Source organism: Lysinibacillus sp. UBA5990, assembly GCF_002429815.1.
Lineage (GTDB): Bacteria > Bacillota > Bacilli > Bacillales_A > Planococcaceae > Lysinibacillus > Lysinibacillus fusiformis.
In genome coordinates this window covers 576,137-595,401 of sequence record NZ_DJAY01000011.1, presented here as the reverse complement: position 1 = coordinate 595,401, position 19,265 = coordinate 576,137, and the positions used below count along the sequence as shown (strand labels likewise).

Genomic DNA, 19,265 nt, shown 5'->3' with positions numbered 1-19,265 from the left:
TATTCTATTTGAAATAAAAAATTTCCTTTTACTATTGATATTCAATATCGGACTACAAACTTTATTGATTTGCCAATGCCAGCATTACAACCAAAGTTCGTTAAGACATAAAAACACCCCTTTGGATTAAAATAATCTAAGGGGTGTTTCATCATGGCTTTATTTAAAGCTACAAGATAGCATTTTCTACGATTTTACAGGCCGCATTTTAACTGTGCGCCACAGTTTGTACATGTATTACAGCCGCCCATTTCTTCGACTGTTCCTTTACGACATACTGGACATGTATTTCCTACGTCCGAGCCAATTACCGTCGTGGACTCTAGTGCTTGAATCGTATCAACTAATACGACTGGACGTTTTGTATGTTCTTCTACTAATTCTTCTTCAAATGATAATTGATCCATATCATTTTCTTCAGCTTTTAGCGTAAGTACCTGTGAATCACGGCTACCATCCACATAGACCGTACCACCTTTAGCGCCACCTTTATATAGTCGCTCGTATACTTTTTCAACTTGTTGTACAGTATAGCCTTTTGGTGCATTTACTGTTTTAGAGATCGATGAATCAATCCACTTTTGAATAATACATTGTACATCAGCATGTGCCTCTGGTTTTAGCTCCATTGCCGTTACAAACCATTCTGGAAGCTCTTGCTCATTAGCCTCTGGATGACGATCTAAATATTCTTTTACAATTTCAGCTTTTACTTCAATAAACTTACCTAGACGACCAGAACGGTAGTAAGTGAAGGAGAAGTATGGCTCAAGACCTGTTGCTACGCCTACCATTGTTCCTGTTGAACCAGTTGGGGCAACCGTTAATAAATGCGAGTTACGGATACCTGTTTCTAAAATTTGCTCCTTGATGTGAGCAGGCATTTTTTGCATAAAGCCTGTTTCTGTAAAAGCTTTACGTAAACGAGCTGTTTCTTCGTCCGTAGCACCTACTAAGAATGGGAAGCTTCCACGCTCTTTAGCAAGCTCTGTAGACGCCTCATACGCTGTTTCAGCAATTGTTTTAAAGATTTCATCGACTAAAGCATTACCTGCTTCAGAACCGTATTCTTTCTCACAATAAATGAGTAAATCAGCTAAGCCCATTACGCCTAAACCAACACGACGCTCACCTAGTGCTTGTACACGGTTTTCTTCTAAGAAATATGGTGTTGCATCAATAACATTATCCTGCATACGAACGCCTACACGAACCGTTTCACGTAGTGCTTCGTAATCTACAGTTTGGTTGTCTTTATTTGCAAATTGTGCAAGGTTTACTGCTGCCAAGTTACACACTGAGTATGGCGCAAGTGGCTGTTCCCCACATGGATTAGTTGCTACAACGCTTTGACCATATGCCTTTGCATTCGTCATATCATTCGCATTGTCGATAAAGAAAATTCCTGGCTCTGCAGAGTATGTTGCACATACGTTAATTAAATTCCACAATTCTTTCGCTTTGATCGTGCGATATGTGCGGATTTTATAACCCATTTTCTCCCATTCGCGAACGTCACCTACATTATGCCATTCTGTGTTGTAAGCGTGCATTTCTTCTTTCGAGTATTCTTCAACCGCTGGGAAACGCAGTTCGAAATCAGCATCGTTTTCAACAGCTTCCATAAATTCTTTTGTTAATGTTACGGAGATGTTTGCACCCGTTAAGAACTCTGAGTTATGAACAGTATATGTGCCACCATCACGTAATTTATTTTCAGCCTCACGAATAATTGCTGTATCAAATCCACCTAAACCTTCAATGCTTTTATAGTTTACAATGCCTTGATACATAGCTTCTTCCTGCATAGAAAGTGGCTTGAAGTTTAATTTTTCTTTAGCTAGACGAATGATTGTTTCATCCGTTGTATTTTCAATTAGGTAACGCAGAATACGTGGGTTTTGCATTTTCGAAATAATAAACTCCACAATATCTGGATGCCAATCGGCAAGCATAATCATTTGTGCTCCACGACGTGAGCCACCTTGCTCTACAAGATGTGTTAATTTAGCAATATCATCTAACCAAGAAACAGAACCAGATGATTTACCGTTTACACCACGTGCCAGTGTGTTGCGTGGACGTAATGTGGAACCATTTGTTCCTACTCCACCACCACGGCTCATAATTTCCATTACTTGCTTACGGTGATCACTAATACCTTCACGTGAATCAGCGACAAAAGGCATTACGTAACAGTTAAAGAATGTTACATCTGTTTCAGATCCTGCTCCGTATATTACTCGTCCTGCTGGAATGAACTTTAAGGACACTAATTGCTCATAAAATTTTTCAAACCATTCTTGGCGTTTTTCTGGCGTTTTTTCAACAATCGCCAGTCCTGTTGCATTTCGTTTAGCGATTTGTTCATAAAAAATCTCAAGAGGCTTCTCTAGCACGTCAATTGAACGCGTAATCACACCCGTTTCTTGCTCTTTTGGATCGTCTAAAGCACTACGATAATCTTCCTCAATCAAAATATCTGCTGTTTTTGTAGTCATGTCCAGCTTTTGAATTGTCCCTAAACCACGTGCAGGGAATTTTGGATCAGCTTTTACCGTTAAAACAACAAAGTCACCGGCTTTCAGTGTTTTCTTTTCTGTGTCTTTAAACGAGTAGCGATCGATCATGACAAGTCTTGATACACCTTTGTGCGTGATATGCATATCAGGCGTTACAGGGTGTACCTGCGGGAATTGTTCGATATCTTTGTTTAACTGTTCAAATTGATTGTTTACATCGGGTTGATGATTTGTGAGTACCATCGTTTTGCCTCCCTTACAAAATAAATACACAATATCATGTGTTGTTAAACACTACATATTGTGTATATGTCTTTAAAAAAGATACTATATATAGATTTTCAATTCAACTCTTGCTTTTTTCAATAGAATCAGAACTACTTGTAATAGCAAGGATTGAACGCTAAAAAATATTTTTTTTATACCATTTTTTACTTTTTGAAGTTCCACTCATCAGATGCATATTTTTTTTCTTCTAATGCACGGACATAATCTAACTGCTCCTCAGAAAGTGTAAATGGTTTTAATTCAATTTGCAACGATTTTGCAAAACCATCTCGAAAAGCAGTGACACATTGTTCAACTGTCACAGGTTCTTCCACAAGACTGTTAATCGCTACTGCTTTTTCTGGTAATTTTCTGCGCATACGATCCTTCGCTTCTTCACTCGAAAAATTAAAGACCGATAATAACTTCTCCTGATCTAAATCTAATAAAATGGCACCATGCTGCAATATAACACCTTTTTGACGTGTTTGCGCACTTCCCGCTATTTTTTTCCCTTCGACTACTAGCTCATACCAGCTTGGAGCATCAAAGCATACAGCACTTTTCGGACTCTTTAAGTCTGCTCTTTTCTCCTCTGTATCAGGGACACTAAAATAGGCATCCATCCCTAGGTTATGGAAACCTTGCAAGATTCCCTCACTTAGCACACGGTACGCCTCTGTCACTGACTCTGGCATATTTGGATAGCTTTCTGTTACGATGACACTATATGTAAGCTCATGCTCATGCAACACAGCTCGTCCACCAGTTGGTCGACGTACAAAACCTAAGCCTTGCTCACGTACAGCATCTAAATTTATATCTTTTTTAGCCTGCTGAAAATAACCGATTGATAATGTTGCTGGTTCCCACTCATAAAAACGAATGACTGGTGGAATTAACCCCTCACTATGCCAATCAAGTAATGCTTCATCTAGTGCCATATTAAAAGAAGGACTACATTTCCCTGAATTTAAAAAATACCAAGTTGTCATATGTTCATCTCCTACAATTTATAAAAATACCTCAGGCCCCACCTGCGGTTCAACCTTAACGAAGATTACGTTACAGTTCAAGTTGTTGCTTTTGAAACGATATCGACGAATTCGCCACAATCTAGTTAATTTTATCAAACTCATTGGACTATCGCTAGCGCATCTTTTATAATAATAAAGAAGATAGAAAGGGGTAAGAAAATCTTGGACATACTTATCACAATCGGTGTCGTTTTAGTAGTCATAATTGCATACATCGGTATTAATGCACTAAGACTCAAAAAAGCTGTAACCAACTTAACACAAGAACAATTTATTGAAGGCTATCGTAAAGCACAACTAATCGATGTTCGTGAACAAAAAGAATTTGATGCTGGTCACATTCTTGGAGCACGAAACGTTCCTTCCACAACATTACGTCAACGTTATAAAGAAATTCGCCCAGATTTACCAGTATATTTATACTGTCAAAATACAGGCCGTAGCTCACGTGCTGCACTATTTCTTAAAAAACGTGGGTACAACCAAATTTACCAACTTCAAGGTGGATTCAAAACTTGGACAGGTAAAATAAAAGCCAAAAAATATTAATATTTCCCTAAAAAAGTCGTCTCAAAGAACTAGGAGACGGCTTCTTTTTATACAAAAAATTCAGAGTTTCTACTATATTATATCTATTGCAAAATTTTAAGTGGCTATTTATTGCATTTTACATAAAATAAATGATCCGCTTCCTCTTCCCAACAATCGTCCCATCATCATTTAGAGATTACTTTAATGGCCTTCACCATTCTTCACATAAGCCTTTCGTATTTACCCGTTTCCTCAAACTAGTGAAATCTTTGTATGTCCAAAAATACTAATTTTCGTTAGTAATTTTTATTTATGCACTACATTCTTCTATTTTTCTGAAAATAATATAAATTTATAGTTGAATAATTGTAAAAGCACTGCTAGGATATATAATATCTTAAAATAATATATAATTATAAAATTAATAAGCTATGAATGCTATGGATCAAACTATAGCAGGAGCAGTTCTGGAGAGAGCGCAATTTGCGTCGCCGAAGGGTTCACTATCTCAGGCAAAAGGACAGAGGAGTAATAACAGCTTTTTTAAGCGATGCCATACGAAGGTTAAGATGATTTGATGAAACATCCGTGATCAAATGGTATTTGTTATTCTGACGTTTTTCCGAGACTAGTGTCACAACTAGTCTCTTTTTTATTTTTCCAGTCATCATTTTTTAAGCATCTTTGGGGGGATTAACGTGGAACAGCAACAATTAAAACGTGAATTAAAAAATCGCCATGTGCAGCTTATTGCCATTGGTGGGACAATAGGAACTGGTTTATTTCTAGGCTCTGGGAAAGCTATTGCGTTAGCAGGGCCTTCGATCATCCTTGCCTATTTAATTGTCGGAACGGCACTCTTTTTTGTTATGCGTGCATTGGGCGAACTATTATTATCGAATTCAGGATATACATCATTTACAGATTTTGCCTCCGAATACATAGGGCCATGGGCAGGATATGTAACAGGCTGGACCTACTGGTTCTGTTGGATCATGACGGCGATGGCAGATATTATCGCTGTGGGGGTTTATACACAATATTGGTTTGATATCCCTCAATGGGTTCCAGCTATTGGTTGTTTAGTATTATTACTACTGCTGAATTTATTGACGGTCAAACTATTTGGGGAGTTAGAATTTTGGTTTGCTATCATTAAAGTGATTACCATTGTGGCGCTCATTATCCTGGGTCTTATTATGTTAGTGACAGGCTTTCAAACAAGCTCTGGGACGGTTTCAGTAGATAATCTTTGGGTCCACGGAGGCCTGTTTCCAAATGGAGTATATGGCTTTTTAATGGCCTTCCAGATGGTTGTTTTTGCTTTCGTCGGTGTGGAATTAGTAGGAGTATCTGCAGCCGAGACTGCAGACCCACAAAAAAACATCCCTTCTGCTATTAATAAAATACCATTTCGAATTTTACTCTTTTATGTAGGGGCACTGTTTGTCATCCTATGTATCAATCCATGGTATGAAATGTCTGCCGCAAGCAGTCCATTTGTCCAAGTATTTACGTTAGCGGGTATTCCAATTGCTGCAGGTATTATTAATTTTGTCGTGCTAACTTCAGCCGCTTCTGCTGGTAATAGTGGTTTATTCTCAACAAGTCGTATGCTCTTTAATCTTGGTAAAAATAAACAAGCATCACCGGCTTTTGCTAAGCTCAATAAAAATAGTGTTCCAAGTAACGCACTAGTCATTTCTGCAATTGTTGTATCTGCAGGGGCACTGTTAAGTAAGCTAATGCCAGAGAATGCCTTTAGTATCGTGACAACTATTAGTGCGATTTGCTTCATATGGGTGTGGAGTATTATCATCATTTCTCACATCATCTATAAACGGAAAAATCGTGCCCTACATGAGGCCTCAAGCTTCAAAGCACCATTGACACCTTTTATCAACTACGTAGTGCTTGCTTTTTTTGCTTTTCTATTAATTGTGATGTTTATTTCTGAGGCAACACGTACAGCACTTCTACTTACACCTATTTGGTTTATTGCCTTATTCATTCTATATAAAATGAAAAAAAGATGACTTCAGAGCTCACTCTGAAGTCATCTTCTACTCGTTAAAAAATGGTCATATCCCATTCTGTCGCTAAATGTTTCAGTAATTGGACACCTGCGACACTATTCCCGATAGGATCGATGGCTGGTCCATAAATACCTATTCCACAGCCAGCAGGGAATGGTGAATCTAATCCTGCATGGCCTGGGACAGCAGTAAGAATGGCACCAGAAACACCACTTTTAGCAGGAAGTCCAATAAATGCCGCAAATTTTCCTGAAGCATTGTACATACCGCATGTTACCATTAAAGCCTTTGCTAATTTTGCCACTTGTTTAGGAAATAATTGTTTCTTTAATAGTGGATGATAGCCATCATTAGCGATAACTAAACCAATCATCGCTAAATCGGATACATTAACTTCAATCGCACATTGCTTTAGGTACACCTCAAGAGCCGCCTCTACTGGGCAGTCCAAGAAACCAGAATCCATTAAATAGTAGGCTAGTGCTCGATTACGGTTAGCTGTTTGCCACTCTGATTGAAACACTTCCTCATTGATACTTAATTGCTTACCTATGATTTGCTCTAAAAATTGCAGGATTTTGTCAATCTTCTCTTGTGGTGAATGGCCAATCATCATAGAGGATACAGTAATCGCCCCAGCATTAATCATTGGATTAAAAGGCTTTCCTGGTTGATGACTTTCTAAGCGAATAATGGAGTTGAATGTATCCCCTGTCGGCTCCACATCCACCCGTTCTAATACATATGGCAATCCTCGATCCATACAGGCCAATATAAAGGTGATTACTTTGGAAACACTTTGAAGCGTAAATAGTTCCGTCGTATCACCGGCTTTAATTTCATGCCCTTCAGTGCCAATAATAGCTATAGCTAATTGATTCGGGTCTTTTTTAGCTAATGCAGGGATATAGTTTGCGCACTGTCCTTCATTGGCGGCAGAGCGAAACTGCGTTACCCATTGTGCCACAAGCTGATCGTGACTTGGTTGTGTAGACATTACTGTGGACTCCTTTCAAAATGTGCAAAAACAGAGTCTTCATAGTTCTCCTATGAAGACTCTATCCATATTTTTGCTATCCTTTTATAGCTTTGGAGGCAATGTCCCCTCCGGAATTAACGATTCATACGTCTCCCCATCAAGACGTTCTTGCCATTCCTTTTTAGCTTCCTCAATCAGTACTGGATTAGCCAATAACTCAATCGCTGTACACGCCATAATTTTAGCAGCTTGTAGCATACCTTTATGGGCGATTGGCATGACGCCTTGAGAAACAACTTGCCATGTATGCAGTGGCGTTCCTAATGCCATACATACTGTCGTACATTGAACAGTTGGCACATTCCAGCTAACATCTCCCACATCAGTAGAGCCACCCATGGTAAATTCAGGGAGCATACGAGGAATATGATCAGCAATAACTTTTCCTTGTAATTGGTGAACATCGCCTTTATGTAGACCAATTAATGAAGAAGCTTGTACGTCAGGAGAAAACGTATTGAAAATAGCCTGAGCATACTGTTCATCTTCTATTGTATAGTCTGGCATGCCAATTTCAAGTATTTGTTGATACATGACATCATAAAGCGTCTTATTCGTTATTAAATTTGAAGCTGCACCTTCAAAATCGATTTCTAGGGAAGTGCCTGTCATGAGCGTTGCACCCTTCGCAATATTTTCAACGCGCTGATAGATTTCTTGCACTTGTTGCTTTTTAGGTGCTCGCACTAAATAGGTAACCTCAGCATATGGTTGAACAACATTCGGAGATGTTCCACCAGAGTTTGTAATAGCGTAATGCACTCGTGCTTCTGGAATGATATGCTCTCGTAAATAGTTTACCCCAACGTTCATAAGCTCAACGGCATCTAATGCACTTCTTCCAAGATGAGGAGCAGCTGCAGCATGTGCACTTTTACCTGTAAACTTAAATGTAACAGCATAGTTTGCTAGAGAACTACAAGTCATCACAGTTGAAAAAGTACCAGGATGCCAAGAAATGGCGATATCTACATCATCGAATAAGCCAGCTTTCGCTATATAAGCTTTACCAGATCCATTTTCTTCTGCAGGGCAACCGTAAAAACGGATGGTTGCAGATTGTGGATGTTGCTCTAAATAATCTTTTACTGCAACAGCTGCTGCAAATGCGCCAGTTCCTAATAAATTATGGCCACAGCCATGACCACTTCCCCCATTTTCTAGAGGCTCATGAGTAGTAACACCACCTTTTTGGCTCAAGCCTGGTAGTGCATCATATTCCCCTAAAAAGGCAATGACTGGCTTTCCTGAGCCAAAAGTTCCAACAAGTGCAGTATCAAGACCCGCTACGCCAACCTCAGTTTGAAAACCCTCTTTTTCGAGTGCCTCTTTCATATATTGCATCGATTGTCTTTCTTGAAAATGAAGCTCCGGTACAGCCCAAATCGCATCGCTTAAGGCCACACTTTCTCTCTTCTTTGCCTCAATTAAAGTAGAAATTTTTTCTTGAAAACTCATTATTGTCCCTCCAATTTATTCATTCTGCTTTCAATAATGCTCCTTTTTGGTCGTTTAGCGTTACAAGCGACACAATACAAATGAGCGCGAATCCAATTAACATCCAAAAGGCTGCATCAAAGGAACCATTAAAGGCATCTACCATAAAACCAATAGCCATAGGCGTAACAAATCCCGCTAGCTGTCCGCCTGTATTTGCAATCCCCATAGCTGAGCCTGTAATAGACGAAGGCAATTTCTTTAGAACAATTACCGGTAGTAGCGTAATGACAAATGCAATAAAGATAGAAACAACTGTTTGATAGCCAATAAATAATGTCACCGTTTTCGCAGTAAACATTAAATACAATAAAAGACCGATGACTGCACAGGAAATAGAGCCTAACACCTTTTCCATTCCTTTTGGAAGCTTATCGATGATATATCCACTACCATACACCCCAATAATCGTTGTAATGGCAGGGATCGTTTGTGCCCAACCTATGGACATTAAATCTAGTCCGCGATTTTTTTGAAGGTATGTTGGAATCCACGATACTAATCCCCAGTTCACCGCATAAATACAGAAATAAGCAATAATCAAATTCCACATGAGGGGTGTTTTCAATAGCTCTTTAAAGCTTACCTTAACTGCCGGACTACCTGTCTCAGCAGCATCTGCTGTTTCAGCTTTCGGGAGCTGAATGTATTTCCAATATAAATAAGCAATAATCGCTCCAATAGCCCCGATAATGATAAACATCATACGCCAGCCAATCGTTCCTAATAGATAAGCGGCTAACAGCGGTACAATTAGTGAAACAATCCCACCAGAAGTCAGCATGATCGACATCGCTCTTCCTCTTTCTTCTTTTGGGAAAATCGTGGCAATAATCTTAGAGCTTGATGGCTGGAATCCACCCTCTCCAATGCCGAATAAGAAACGAATAACAATCATCGCTGTTAAAGACCAGGCAATAGCCGTTAATCCGGTAAAAATGGACCACATGATGACAGCCATCAGCAAGATTTGTTTTGCGCCAAATTTATCAGCTAACCAGCCTCCTGGTATTTGCATAATGGCATAGCCTAAAAAGAAAGCGCTTAAAATGATACCCGTCGAAGATGCATCCAATTGCAAATCTCCTGTAATGGAGACGACCGCGTAGTTCATAATATAGCGATCTAAATTTCCTAAAGACCAGCCTAAAAATAATAGTGCAAGGATAACATTTCTAGATTTTTTCGTTACGTCATTTGTTGTCATTTATATCCCTCCCATGATCAAAAACCTTCTCTTTATGGCAGTGACTGCATCACCGCTACAATCGTTCGTTAAGATCCTTGCCCCCTTGCAAATCTAGTAAAATTAAAAACCCCTTTTATATACCGACATTTTCGTTATATATTCGTATAATAATCAAAGTACTCAAAAAAAACAATATTTTTTTGAAAATTTCTAATAGATAATCGCTTTTCTAGCTAGAATGACTTCCCTCAAAAAGCTCATAACTTGTGGACTCACCTTTGTTTTATCGATCCAAAAATTTTAGAAAAAAAAAATGTCCCAAACCATACATTGGTTTGGAACATTTTGTTAGATTCTAGACAAGCTGATACATTTTTATTGGTCTACCACGCGTATGCTGTAATTCTTCGCCACAAATTCTTGCTAAATCTACACTACATAAATCAGCAACAATACGCTGTGCATTTCTCTCACTCATTTGAAGCTGTGTCGCTAAATCCTTTGTCGTAAAATGCTTCCAGCGCATTTTCTGCACAAGCGCATGGATTTTCATATATGTTTTAATACTAATATTACCTTTTTTTAGCTTTTCTAAAATATCAGGATCTTCCGCTCGGTAAGAATAAGACAGCTCTTCCATATTTCCGACCGACTCAATAATCGTACCATCATCCTGAATCATAACGATATCGATGGCCTCATTTTCCTTCGTCTGCCTTAGCCCACGATGAGCATGTAGCTCTGCATTGAATACTGTCTGTGCAAACCCAATACCTGCAGTTACTTTTGCTTCCATTTCTATTGATAATTGAATCATTTTTTCCTGTAGAAATTTAATTTGTCCTTCAATGGCTCCTCTTGTACTAAAAATCGTATATTTTCCATTCCCCTCCTCAATGAGGGAACCGTCAATTTGTTCACAAAGTTGAAGTAGATTTTCCTTAGTCCGTAGCTCTAAATATTGGATGCGATACCCTTGCTTCATGCGCTCCTTTAAGGAATCAAAATCCTTGATTTCAAGCATTACTGCACCAATTTGAGTTTCTTTATAGTAGGACGTTTTAATTTTTTCGGTAAACAGCTGAACCGTATGGTAAATTTCTGTTTTTGTAGGAGATACCCAATAGGAGGGAACCCCTCGATCTTTCAGCTCCTCATCAACGGAAGGATAGCAAGTGATAGCAAAATCGATCTTTCCCTCCTGCCAAAGAGAATAGTGGAAATCAAACAACTCTTTTGGATCAATCGCCACATCAAATTCCTTTAAATACATGTTATTCACATTTTTTTGGATCTCCGCTAGACCCTCTGAAGCCATTTGTGAGGGAGAAGGTATAATATCGATGCTAACATTTTCAATAAACTTCTTTTGCCGATAGGATTGCTCTAAAAATCCTCTATAAATAGCCGCCTCCGAAAAAATGATATGAGCCAATTTATCCTGCGAAACCTTTGTTTGGCTCGCTATCTTATAGGGGATATAGCCAGAAAACAGCCAGAAATCCACATCTTGATCATAGGTCTCCACAAGAAGCTTTGTCTCTGTCGCTATCGCATAAATATACGGAATAAATTCCATATCCTGTTCAATCTCTCTGGCTAAAGCAATAATTCTTTTGACGGATTTAACGGGACCTACAACACCTATTTTATACATCTTTTGTTCCTACCTTCTTTGTGAAACTACAATAGTTATGTAAAAAATTTCTTTTCTCTTCTGTTCATAGTATAGCGGACAACCAATTTACTAGACAAATAAAAAAATCAATACAGAAAAACCCCGAATTTCTCGGGGCTTATCTCATTTTATATCCTGTGGATACATGTTTTTATAAAGTAATTCCAATTTTTTGGAAAGTTTCCCATAAGCGGATTGCCAGGCTTTGATAGCCGCCTCATCGCCATCTGCTTTGTATAATGCATGGACGTCAGCAACCTTCTTCAAATCACTTTCGGCTTGTGTAAGCTTCGAGTAGTTTTTGACAATCTTTTTATCGTTAGCGCTCAAGGCATCATACTTAGTACGAATATCTTTTACTTTACCCTCTAGATCAGCTATATACTCACCATTGACGAGGAGAGAATTAATCGATTCAATTAAAGTCAAAGCATGTTCATTCGTTTGTTGTTGACCTTGTTGCTTTTCGCTAATCAATTTTCGTATATCAGAATGGATAAGGCTCACTTGCTTAGATGTAAGTTTTTCAAATGCCTTGATGACAGTGCTTGGATTAGTACTAAATGATTTTTCATATGTCTTCATAAAGGATTCTACTTTTTTTACATCCGCGATTGCCGCTTTTAAAATATCATAATTCGTTATCAGCTTTTTATCACTTGAGCTTAGACTACTGTATTGCTTAGAAAGTGTATTAATCTTATCAATAGACACTAAATATTGATCATTTGACACAATGGTAGCTATTTCATCATTCAATTGCTTTATATTCGGTGCATTTCCATCAATAATTTGATTCTTTAACAGTGCATCGTATTGCTCTTTTGCTAATTGTTGTTGATTAGCAGGTAATTTAGCATACGCTTTTTGCACAGACTCTATTTTTTTAGCTTGTTTAGCAGCATCCGTTTCTTCTTTAGCAGTTTGAATTTTTTTATAGAAGGATTTGACACCTGAAATGTCCTTCTGTGCAGCTGTTAGTAAATAGTAATTAGTTACGTATTTTCTTGCCGCCGAAGACAATTTTTTATAGGATTGTGCTGAAGCATCAACAGCCTTTTCTAATTGATCAAATGTAAATTTAGTGACATCCGCATATTTAGCAATATCACCCTTCAGTGCCTCAGCCGCAGCCTTATCATCAGGTACTTTCCCATCAACAGAACCTTTTGGGGTATTCAGTAAAAAATCGTCTGCATTGTAAACAAGCGATTGCTGTAAAGTCGTAAGCTTGTTAAAAGCTTTTAAAGTATTCGTATAGCTAGAATTCAATTTGCTTTCAGTTACACCGGTTGTGCCAGATAGCTTTTGATAAGCATCCATATCTTTAATCACTTTTTCAGCCGTTTTTAAATCCTTTTGTAATGTAACAAGGCTGTCATACCCCTCTATTTTGGCTGCCGATGCTTTTGTTAAACTCTTATATTCTTTTACCATACGTGCCACATTGTTGACATGACTTTGCCAAGAACTAGCAGATGGATTTATTGGATAAATATCATCCCCAATATAGCTATCGATATCATTGTTTAATGTAGCAATTTGACTTTCTTCCGCACTTTCAGCTGTCGTTAAAAGCTGTACATACTTGTCTGGTACTAATTTTAATTGTTTATACGTTAATTTTTCATAGGTAGAACGAATAGACTTTGCAACCGTTACCTGCTTATTTGGCGTATTATTGGTTGATAATTTATCAAATGATTTAATAAATTGCTCCACCTTTTTAATATCAGCTTTGGCCTCATTTAGAATCGTTAGGTTTTGAACAGCCCCACGATAATTTTGGGATAATTTTGCAATATCTGCCTCAATCGTATTCACGACCCCTTGTAAGGAATCCTTATCAGAAGGAACATACTGTGGAATGCCATTCGAATAAGAGAGTAAATTAACGATTGCCTGATTAAGTCTTCTAACTTCTTTTATTTCCTCAAGATCATTTGGCTCATTTAAAAGGTTTTTAATGCTAGTATATAAAACATCATTGACATCTAAGCTACGTTGTAATAAGTCGAACTTATCGTATGCCGTTTCAATCTCTTTAATATATTTAGGCAAATCTTTGTCGTTAACTCCCTCTACCTTGTCCACTTTTTCATTTAATTTATTGATAAGGTCCACATCTTCAAGTGCTCGTTTAAGGACAGCATAATTCGATACATTCCCTTTAGCCGGGGCTGACAAAGCTTGATACTTACTTTCTAAAGCCTTTACTTTCTCCTCAAACGACTTTAAATCTGAAACATTATATTTGTTATCATTTACTAATAGATTACTAATGTCCTTTGTTAATGTATCTGTTGGTTCTTTTGATATAGAGATCACTTCAGAACGTGGAGATTCCACAAAAGAAGCGCCTACCTGAGCTTTGACTTTTACAATAATATCTTTGATTCCCTTATCTATCGCATCTTTCGGTATGGTATATGTGCTACCTGAAGCTCCCTCAATAATAGTGAAGGAATTTTCACCCTCGCCTAGGTGATAAAACCATTGATAACTATATGTAATTTGACCACTTGTTAATTTCGCTCCTGCCTTATCCGTTACAGTAACACCCGCTATTTTCACCGTTTCACCAGGTGCAACAAAATCTGAAGTCGAAAAGCCCTCTAACGTTGGCGTTGTAATCGCAAGATCCAATTGATTAATGGTTCTTTGCTCACTTTGATATTTTTTTCCCTCGGTTGTAGTGGCTTCCACAAAAATGGTTTTACCCGCTGCTTCTACTGGCACCTTTAACGAAGCAGAAGTAGCACCTGCAATGGGTTTATTCGTGGACGTTTTTGAACCATCTTCACTAGCTACCTTTTCTAGATAATACCATTGGTAGGCATTGACTATGGCATTATTGGGTAATTGATGAACGGTTAATGTTTCATTCACAATATTCTGCCCTGTGACCGTTACCATTTCCTCTGCACTTGCAACAGTTGGTACAATAAGTGCTACGGGTATTGCTGCTGCTGTTAAAAATAATTTTTTATTCAAATCAGTTGACCTCCTCAATCCTTCTATTGAATTATATCGGCCACATCTCCCTGATTTCCTTTATTCAGGGGAAAGAATTCAAAAAAGTGTATATTCTCCTGTATTCTTATCTCTACAATAACAATATTTTGATATTATTTAGACTCCCATGTTGTAGAAAAAAACAAAAGCCTTCTAATCCACACTCATAAAAATTATGAAGAGATTAAAAGGTAAAAATGTATGCATATAGCGCTTTCTGCTTCATCTGATTATCCTCTAATCATATAAGTGGGTCGGTTCAGCGTACTATACGCATAAGGATACGGATATTGAGTTTCACTTACGCATATACGAATCATCATCCCTTCCCCTACTTTGCTGTTTAATGTGAATTTCCCATTAAACGCCTGAACCCTCTCTTGCATACCTTGAATGCCCATGGATTCGGCCAGTATAATGTCATCTAAATTACACCCTACCCCATCATCGCTATACAAAACTTCAAAGCCTTCTTCCGTGCTTAGTAAATAGATGGTAACTGTATTGGCATAGGAATGTTTTAATGCATTGTTTAATAATTCTTGAAACAATCGATAAATCATTAAATTTAAACGCTCGTCCTCTAAGTAAAGTCGATCAATAGTATATAACAATATAAAATTTGCCCGTTTTTGAATTTTTTGAATCAGCTTCTCCAGTGCAGCATTTAAGCCTAATGTATCTAATAAAGGAGGCTTTAAATTTTCACAGTATCCTCGTAAATCATTCAAGGAGGTAATCATATGCTCATGGAGCTTTCCAAGTTTAGTTGGTATATTTTTTGAATCCTTCATGTGCATCAGGACATCCATTTCTCTTGCAATATGAAGCTGCTCTTGTAAAATCGTATCATGAAGCTCTTGGGCTAACTGATACTTCTCCTCCTCAAAACGAAGCCAAAGTAATTTATTGAGCCAGGGCAGCTGACGATTATCTGCCTCTTTCATATGCTTTAACTGATCTAAGAGTTCCTCGACCATTTTAGTATTTTCAATAAAGTTATTTAAATATAACAGCAACAATTCCAGCCATAGTAATTCCTCATCCTTCAAATAAATAGATTTATTATGATCCACCACAAGGATTCGTTTATAATTTGCATCTTGATGAATAAAGGCTATATAGAAATGATCTGTTTTTTTAATATCCCCTAATACTAATCGCTCAAGCAAAACTTCATCAATTTGATGTTGATTGTATTCTTTGGATTTGTTCGTTAACGTAACTTGGTGTGTTTGAAAATCATAGGTGAGAACATAAACGCTCTCCATCTCAAGCTGGAGCACAACTTCCTGGACAAACTTCTCCAATAAATCCTCAATCTTCACAACTCTCCCTATACTATCGACGGTAGTATATAAGCGATGGATATAGTCACCTTTTGTAGAAAACAAAATCTTTCGCTTACGATAATCAACCCGCTCCTTAATGTAAAACAATGCCATTAAGGAGAGAAACGTAAAAAAGAATAGCTCCGTCATACGTGTAATCGATAAATCCGTCAATAAATACAAACCTCCCAAAAGCCAAATGGTAAAAGCAAATGAGAAATTAAAGTAATAGCGTATTCGCGATATAAAGTACTCCATATCAAATATACGTTCTGTGAGTTGTGTGAATAAGAAACTTAAAGGAATGAGCATTAAGAAAAGTGAACACACATCACCAGAGAGTATATGTTTTTGAAAGAATATTTCTGGAACAGCAAACAAAAAAAGAAATGGCAAGAACGGAATAATAATGCTTAATAAAAAAATTTTAAATTGAGGGGTTTTATAAATTAAATAACCTCTCCCAAGAATATAAAGAATTACAATTAATAAAATAAAAAATAACCATAAAGTAATTTTAGAAAATAAAGGATTTGTAGATGGATAGACAATACTAAGTATACTAAGAAAAATAATAATCAAAGGTATTAAATATACTATTTTTATATTTTTAATATAACTCCATTTTAAATTCAAAAATAAAAAGTAATTTTTTAAAAAATGTATTAGTATTACAAGACAAAGTAACATACTACTTCGATTTACAATCGTACCAACTATATTTAATCTTCCAGAAGCCCCAATACTTACGTAAGCTAATGAAACAGTGAGTATAAATAAAATAAGTAAATTAATTAACTTTGAGTTCATTTGTTTGTAATATAAGTAAATTGAGATTATTAAACTTAATAAATAAAAACAGCCGGGCAGCACTAAAACATAAAATAGTTGTTCTGGAATGTCAAAGGGTGCAATATCGATTTGAAAGATCTCCCCATTACTTTTCAACAGGGTTAATTTCTTCGCAACCCTAATGACAGGATTATAAGCAATATTATTCAATTCATTAATATTCTTATCATCAATCGATAGAATAATATCACCATTAGAAATTTTTTGCTTTTCTGCCCAGTCCTTATAGTATGGATCTGTTATGAACCACTGATCATTTTTTTCTTGTAATTTGATACCCAAAAAAGGCGTGCTATAAGTAACATATAGTAGGTAAACTCCTAATGTTAAATATATACTTATAGCAAGCCATAGCCACTTATTTTTTATTAACTTAGTACCACAGACCATTTTCTAATCGTACATCTTCATCAAACGAATCCAAAATTGCCTTTTGTTCAAGTTCTGTTACACCAACAAGAGAAGCTTTCTTTTCTTTTAACAATGTTACCAACGACGGATTTTGCTCTAAATATTGAACCATGTTAATCATAAAATCGCTCCATTTCATTAGTTTTTTAGTTACTATTATTATCCAATAAAACCTCTGTGCAAAGGAATTATTAACCATATTTGTAACTATAAATTGATTATACCACCATTCACCTATAATTCAACATAATTTTCTAAAAAATACAATAATATAATAGAATATGTAATGAAATTGCTTATTTTTCCATAGATTGACATAGAAAAAGCTTGCTCCTAATAGTAGGAACAAGCTTCTACACTTTTTACTTTTTCAATCAATTTTAACCCTCTTGTAGCCACCTGTTTAAATGGGAAGAGACCAATATAGCATGTTGCGGATTCATATCGCCAACGTCTACAACAAAAACCTGACAAGCTTCTTTCTCTAACGCCATTAAAAAAACCATTCCGCCTCCATCATCCCCTATGGCAACATAGCCTTTTGCATATTCATTCACTTCCCAAGTCTCATTTCTCTCCATTATTTCCTCGGTACCATATATTAAAACACCATTCATAAGTGAAAAACCATTGGACTCTTTCAGGACATTTTTATATTCCTGTGGAAGATGAATAGCCATGGTCTGTTCTATTAGCAGGATATCATGCTCACTAGCGGGAGGATTGGCAGTAAAAATATTATGTAAAGGAGACATTTTGTCACCTCCTCTTTGAAGATTTTTCATATCTATGCAAAACAAAACTTATAAAAAGCTTCGATTAAATCATCAATCTCTTGTTTTTTTACAATTGCGTTCAACCAATCAGTTGGAATTCCCTCCATTTGATAACACATACCTGCTAAAGCTCCCGTTATTGCCGCTATTGTATCAGTATCTTCTCCTAAATTGACTGCCTTTAAAATAGCTTCTTTGAAGGTAGATGCATGACCAACACTCCATATGGCTGCCTCCAGTGAATGAACAATATAACCGCTTGAATTAATTTCGTCTTCAGAGATACGTAAAAAGTTCTCTTCAAAAATTCTACTGTAGGCATTTAACTCTGTATGTAATTCATCCTGTAAATTATTTTGCAACAAGGTATATACCTCATTTAATGCAAGCTCAAGTGAATTACTTTTATATAAACTTAACAATAACTCAATATAAATGATAGACCCAACTATTGAACGTGGATGACTATGCGTGATCATGGTATATTGCTGGATCAACGCTTTTCTTTTCTTAAAATCATCTTCATTAATTAATACAAACACTAAAGGTGCAATCCTCATCAGCGTTCCGTTACCATTATCAAACTCGCCCGTTTTTCCACATTGCTCAGGCACAACTCCCTTTTTATAACTTGACACAGCTTCAGCAGTAGTGATGCCAATATCAAACATTTCCCCAAAAGGTGTCAGATAGCCTTGCTCCATATATCGTACAAACTTATCCATTAAGCTTCGTGTATCGCCTTTTTCAATTATGTTTTCGACTAAACATAGCGTTAAAGAAGTATCATCTGACCATGTTCCCGGTGGTTGATTGTAAGTACCATAACCCATCACATCCTCTACATGAAAAGTCCCCCGCTTTTTAAACTCGACAGGTACGCCCATCAAATCACCAACTATCCCACCATATAAAGTGGCAAACAATCGTTCCTTCATCTTTGCATCTATCATAGGATTACATGCCTCCCTCCTCTATCTAACATACTATAAAGTAGACTATAATTGCAGATGCGAATTTCCCCCATCTTCTGTCCTAACTTGATAGCATTATGTCCGTTCTTGTGGTTTTGCTTAAATTCTTC

13 protein-coding genes and 1 riboswitch are annotated in these 19,265 nt (G+C 37.0%); of the genes, 2 read left to right on the top strand and 11 right to left on the bottom strand.

Annotation, left to right across the window (positions count from 1 at the left end):
• Positions 1 to 194: 194 nt before the first annotated feature.
• On the bottom strand, positions 195 to 2,765 hold the full coding sequence (locus B3D94_RS10385) for a vitamin B12-dependent ribonucleotide reductase (RefSeq protein WP_258268978.1): 2,571 nt from the start codon (positions 2,763 to 2,765) through the stop codon (positions 195 to 197).
• A 188-nt stretch (positions 2,766 to 2,953) separates the two neighbouring features.
• Positions 2,954 to 3,784: a lipoate--protein ligase family protein gene (locus B3D94_RS10380; protein WP_291757262.1), complete on the bottom strand. Its 831-nt coding sequence runs from the start codon at positions 3,782 to 3,784 to the stop codon at positions 2,954 to 2,956.
• Between the two features lie 204 nt (positions 3,785 to 3,988).
• On the opposite strand from B3D94_RS10380, the gene B3D94_RS10375 reads away from it, so the two are divergent.
• Together B3D94_RS10375 and B3D94_RS10370 are read left to right on the top strand one after the other, a co-directional pair.
• Positions 3,989 to 4,375: a rhodanese-like domain-containing protein gene (locus B3D94_RS10375; RefSeq protein ID WP_036122960.1), complete on the top strand. Its 387-nt coding sequence runs from the start codon at positions 3,989 to 3,991 to the stop codon at positions 4,373 to 4,375.
• A 439-nt stretch (positions 4,376 to 4,814) separates the two neighbouring features.
• Positions 4,815 to 4,891: riboswitch (glycine riboswitch) on the top strand.
• 164 nt (positions 4,892 to 5,055) lie between these two features.
• The gene (locus tag B3D94_RS10370) at positions 5,056 to 6,393 is read left to right on the top strand and encodes an amino acid permease (protein WP_193832542.1); all 1,338 of its coding nucleotides are present in this window, start codon (positions 5,056 to 5,058) and stop codon (positions 6,391 to 6,393) included.
• 34 nt (positions 6,394 to 6,427) lie between these two features.
• Here B3D94_RS10370 and B3D94_RS10365 read toward each other — a convergent pair whose 3' ends face one another.
• From B3D94_RS10365 to B3D94_RS10325, 9 genes are all read right to left on the bottom strand, one after another.
• Positions 6,428 to 7,390 (bottom strand): glutaminase, encoded by a 963-nt coding sequence (locus tag B3D94_RS10365; protein WP_069481941.1) that lies wholly within the window; start codon positions 7,388 to 7,390, stop codon positions 6,428 to 6,430.
• Positions 7,391 to 7,474: 84 nt separating this feature from the next.
• The gene (locus B3D94_RS10360) at positions 7,475 to 8,890 is read right to left on the bottom strand and encodes a M20 family metallopeptidase (RefSeq protein ID WP_291757261.1); all 1,416 of its coding nucleotides are present in this window, start codon (positions 8,888 to 8,890) and stop codon (positions 7,475 to 7,477) included.
• A 19-nt stretch (positions 8,891 to 8,909) separates the two neighbouring features.
• Positions 8,910 to 10,136, bottom strand: coding sequence for an MFS transporter (locus tag B3D94_RS10355; RefSeq protein ID WP_291757260.1), 1,227 nt, complete (start codon positions 10,134 to 10,136; stop codon positions 8,910 to 8,912).
• A 337-nt stretch (positions 10,137 to 10,473) separates the two neighbouring features.
• On the bottom strand, positions 10,474 to 11,775 hold the full coding sequence (locus tag B3D94_RS10350; RefSeq protein WP_291757259.1) for a hypothetical protein: 1,302 nt from the start codon (positions 11,773 to 11,775) through the stop codon (positions 10,474 to 10,476).
• 144 nt (positions 11,776 to 11,919) lie between these two features.
• On the bottom strand, positions 11,920 to 14,790 hold the full coding sequence (locus B3D94_RS10345) for a hypothetical protein (protein WP_069481945.1): 2,871 nt from the start codon (positions 14,788 to 14,790) through the stop codon (positions 11,920 to 11,922).
• Between the two features lie 251 nt (positions 14,791 to 15,041).
• Positions 15,042 to 16,316, bottom strand: a complete 1,275-nt coding sequence (locus B3D94_RS22935; RefSeq protein ID WP_349679796.1) for a sensor histidine kinase — start codon at positions 16,314 to 16,316, stop codon at positions 15,042 to 15,044.
• A 1,051-nt stretch (positions 16,317 to 17,367) separates the two neighbouring features.
• The gene (comX, locus tag B3D94_RS10335) at positions 17,368 to 17,526 is read right to left on the bottom strand and encodes a competence pheromone ComX (protein ID WP_069483386.1); all 159 of its coding nucleotides are present in this window, start codon (positions 17,524 to 17,526) and stop codon (positions 17,368 to 17,370) included.
• 259 nt (positions 17,527 to 17,785) lie between these two features.
• The gene (locus B3D94_RS10330; protein ID WP_069481947.1) at positions 17,786 to 18,160 is read right to left on the bottom strand and encodes an SMI1/KNR4 family protein; all 375 of its coding nucleotides are present in this window, start codon (positions 18,158 to 18,160) and stop codon (positions 17,786 to 17,788) included.
• Between the two features lie 32 nt (positions 18,161 to 18,192).
• The gene (locus tag B3D94_RS10325; protein ID WP_069481948.1) at positions 18,193 to 19,134 is read right to left on the bottom strand and encodes an ADP-ribosylglycohydrolase family protein; all 942 of its coding nucleotides are present in this window, start codon (positions 19,132 to 19,134) and stop codon (positions 18,193 to 18,195) included.
• Between the last annotated feature and the right edge of the window lie 131 nt (positions 19,135 to 19,265).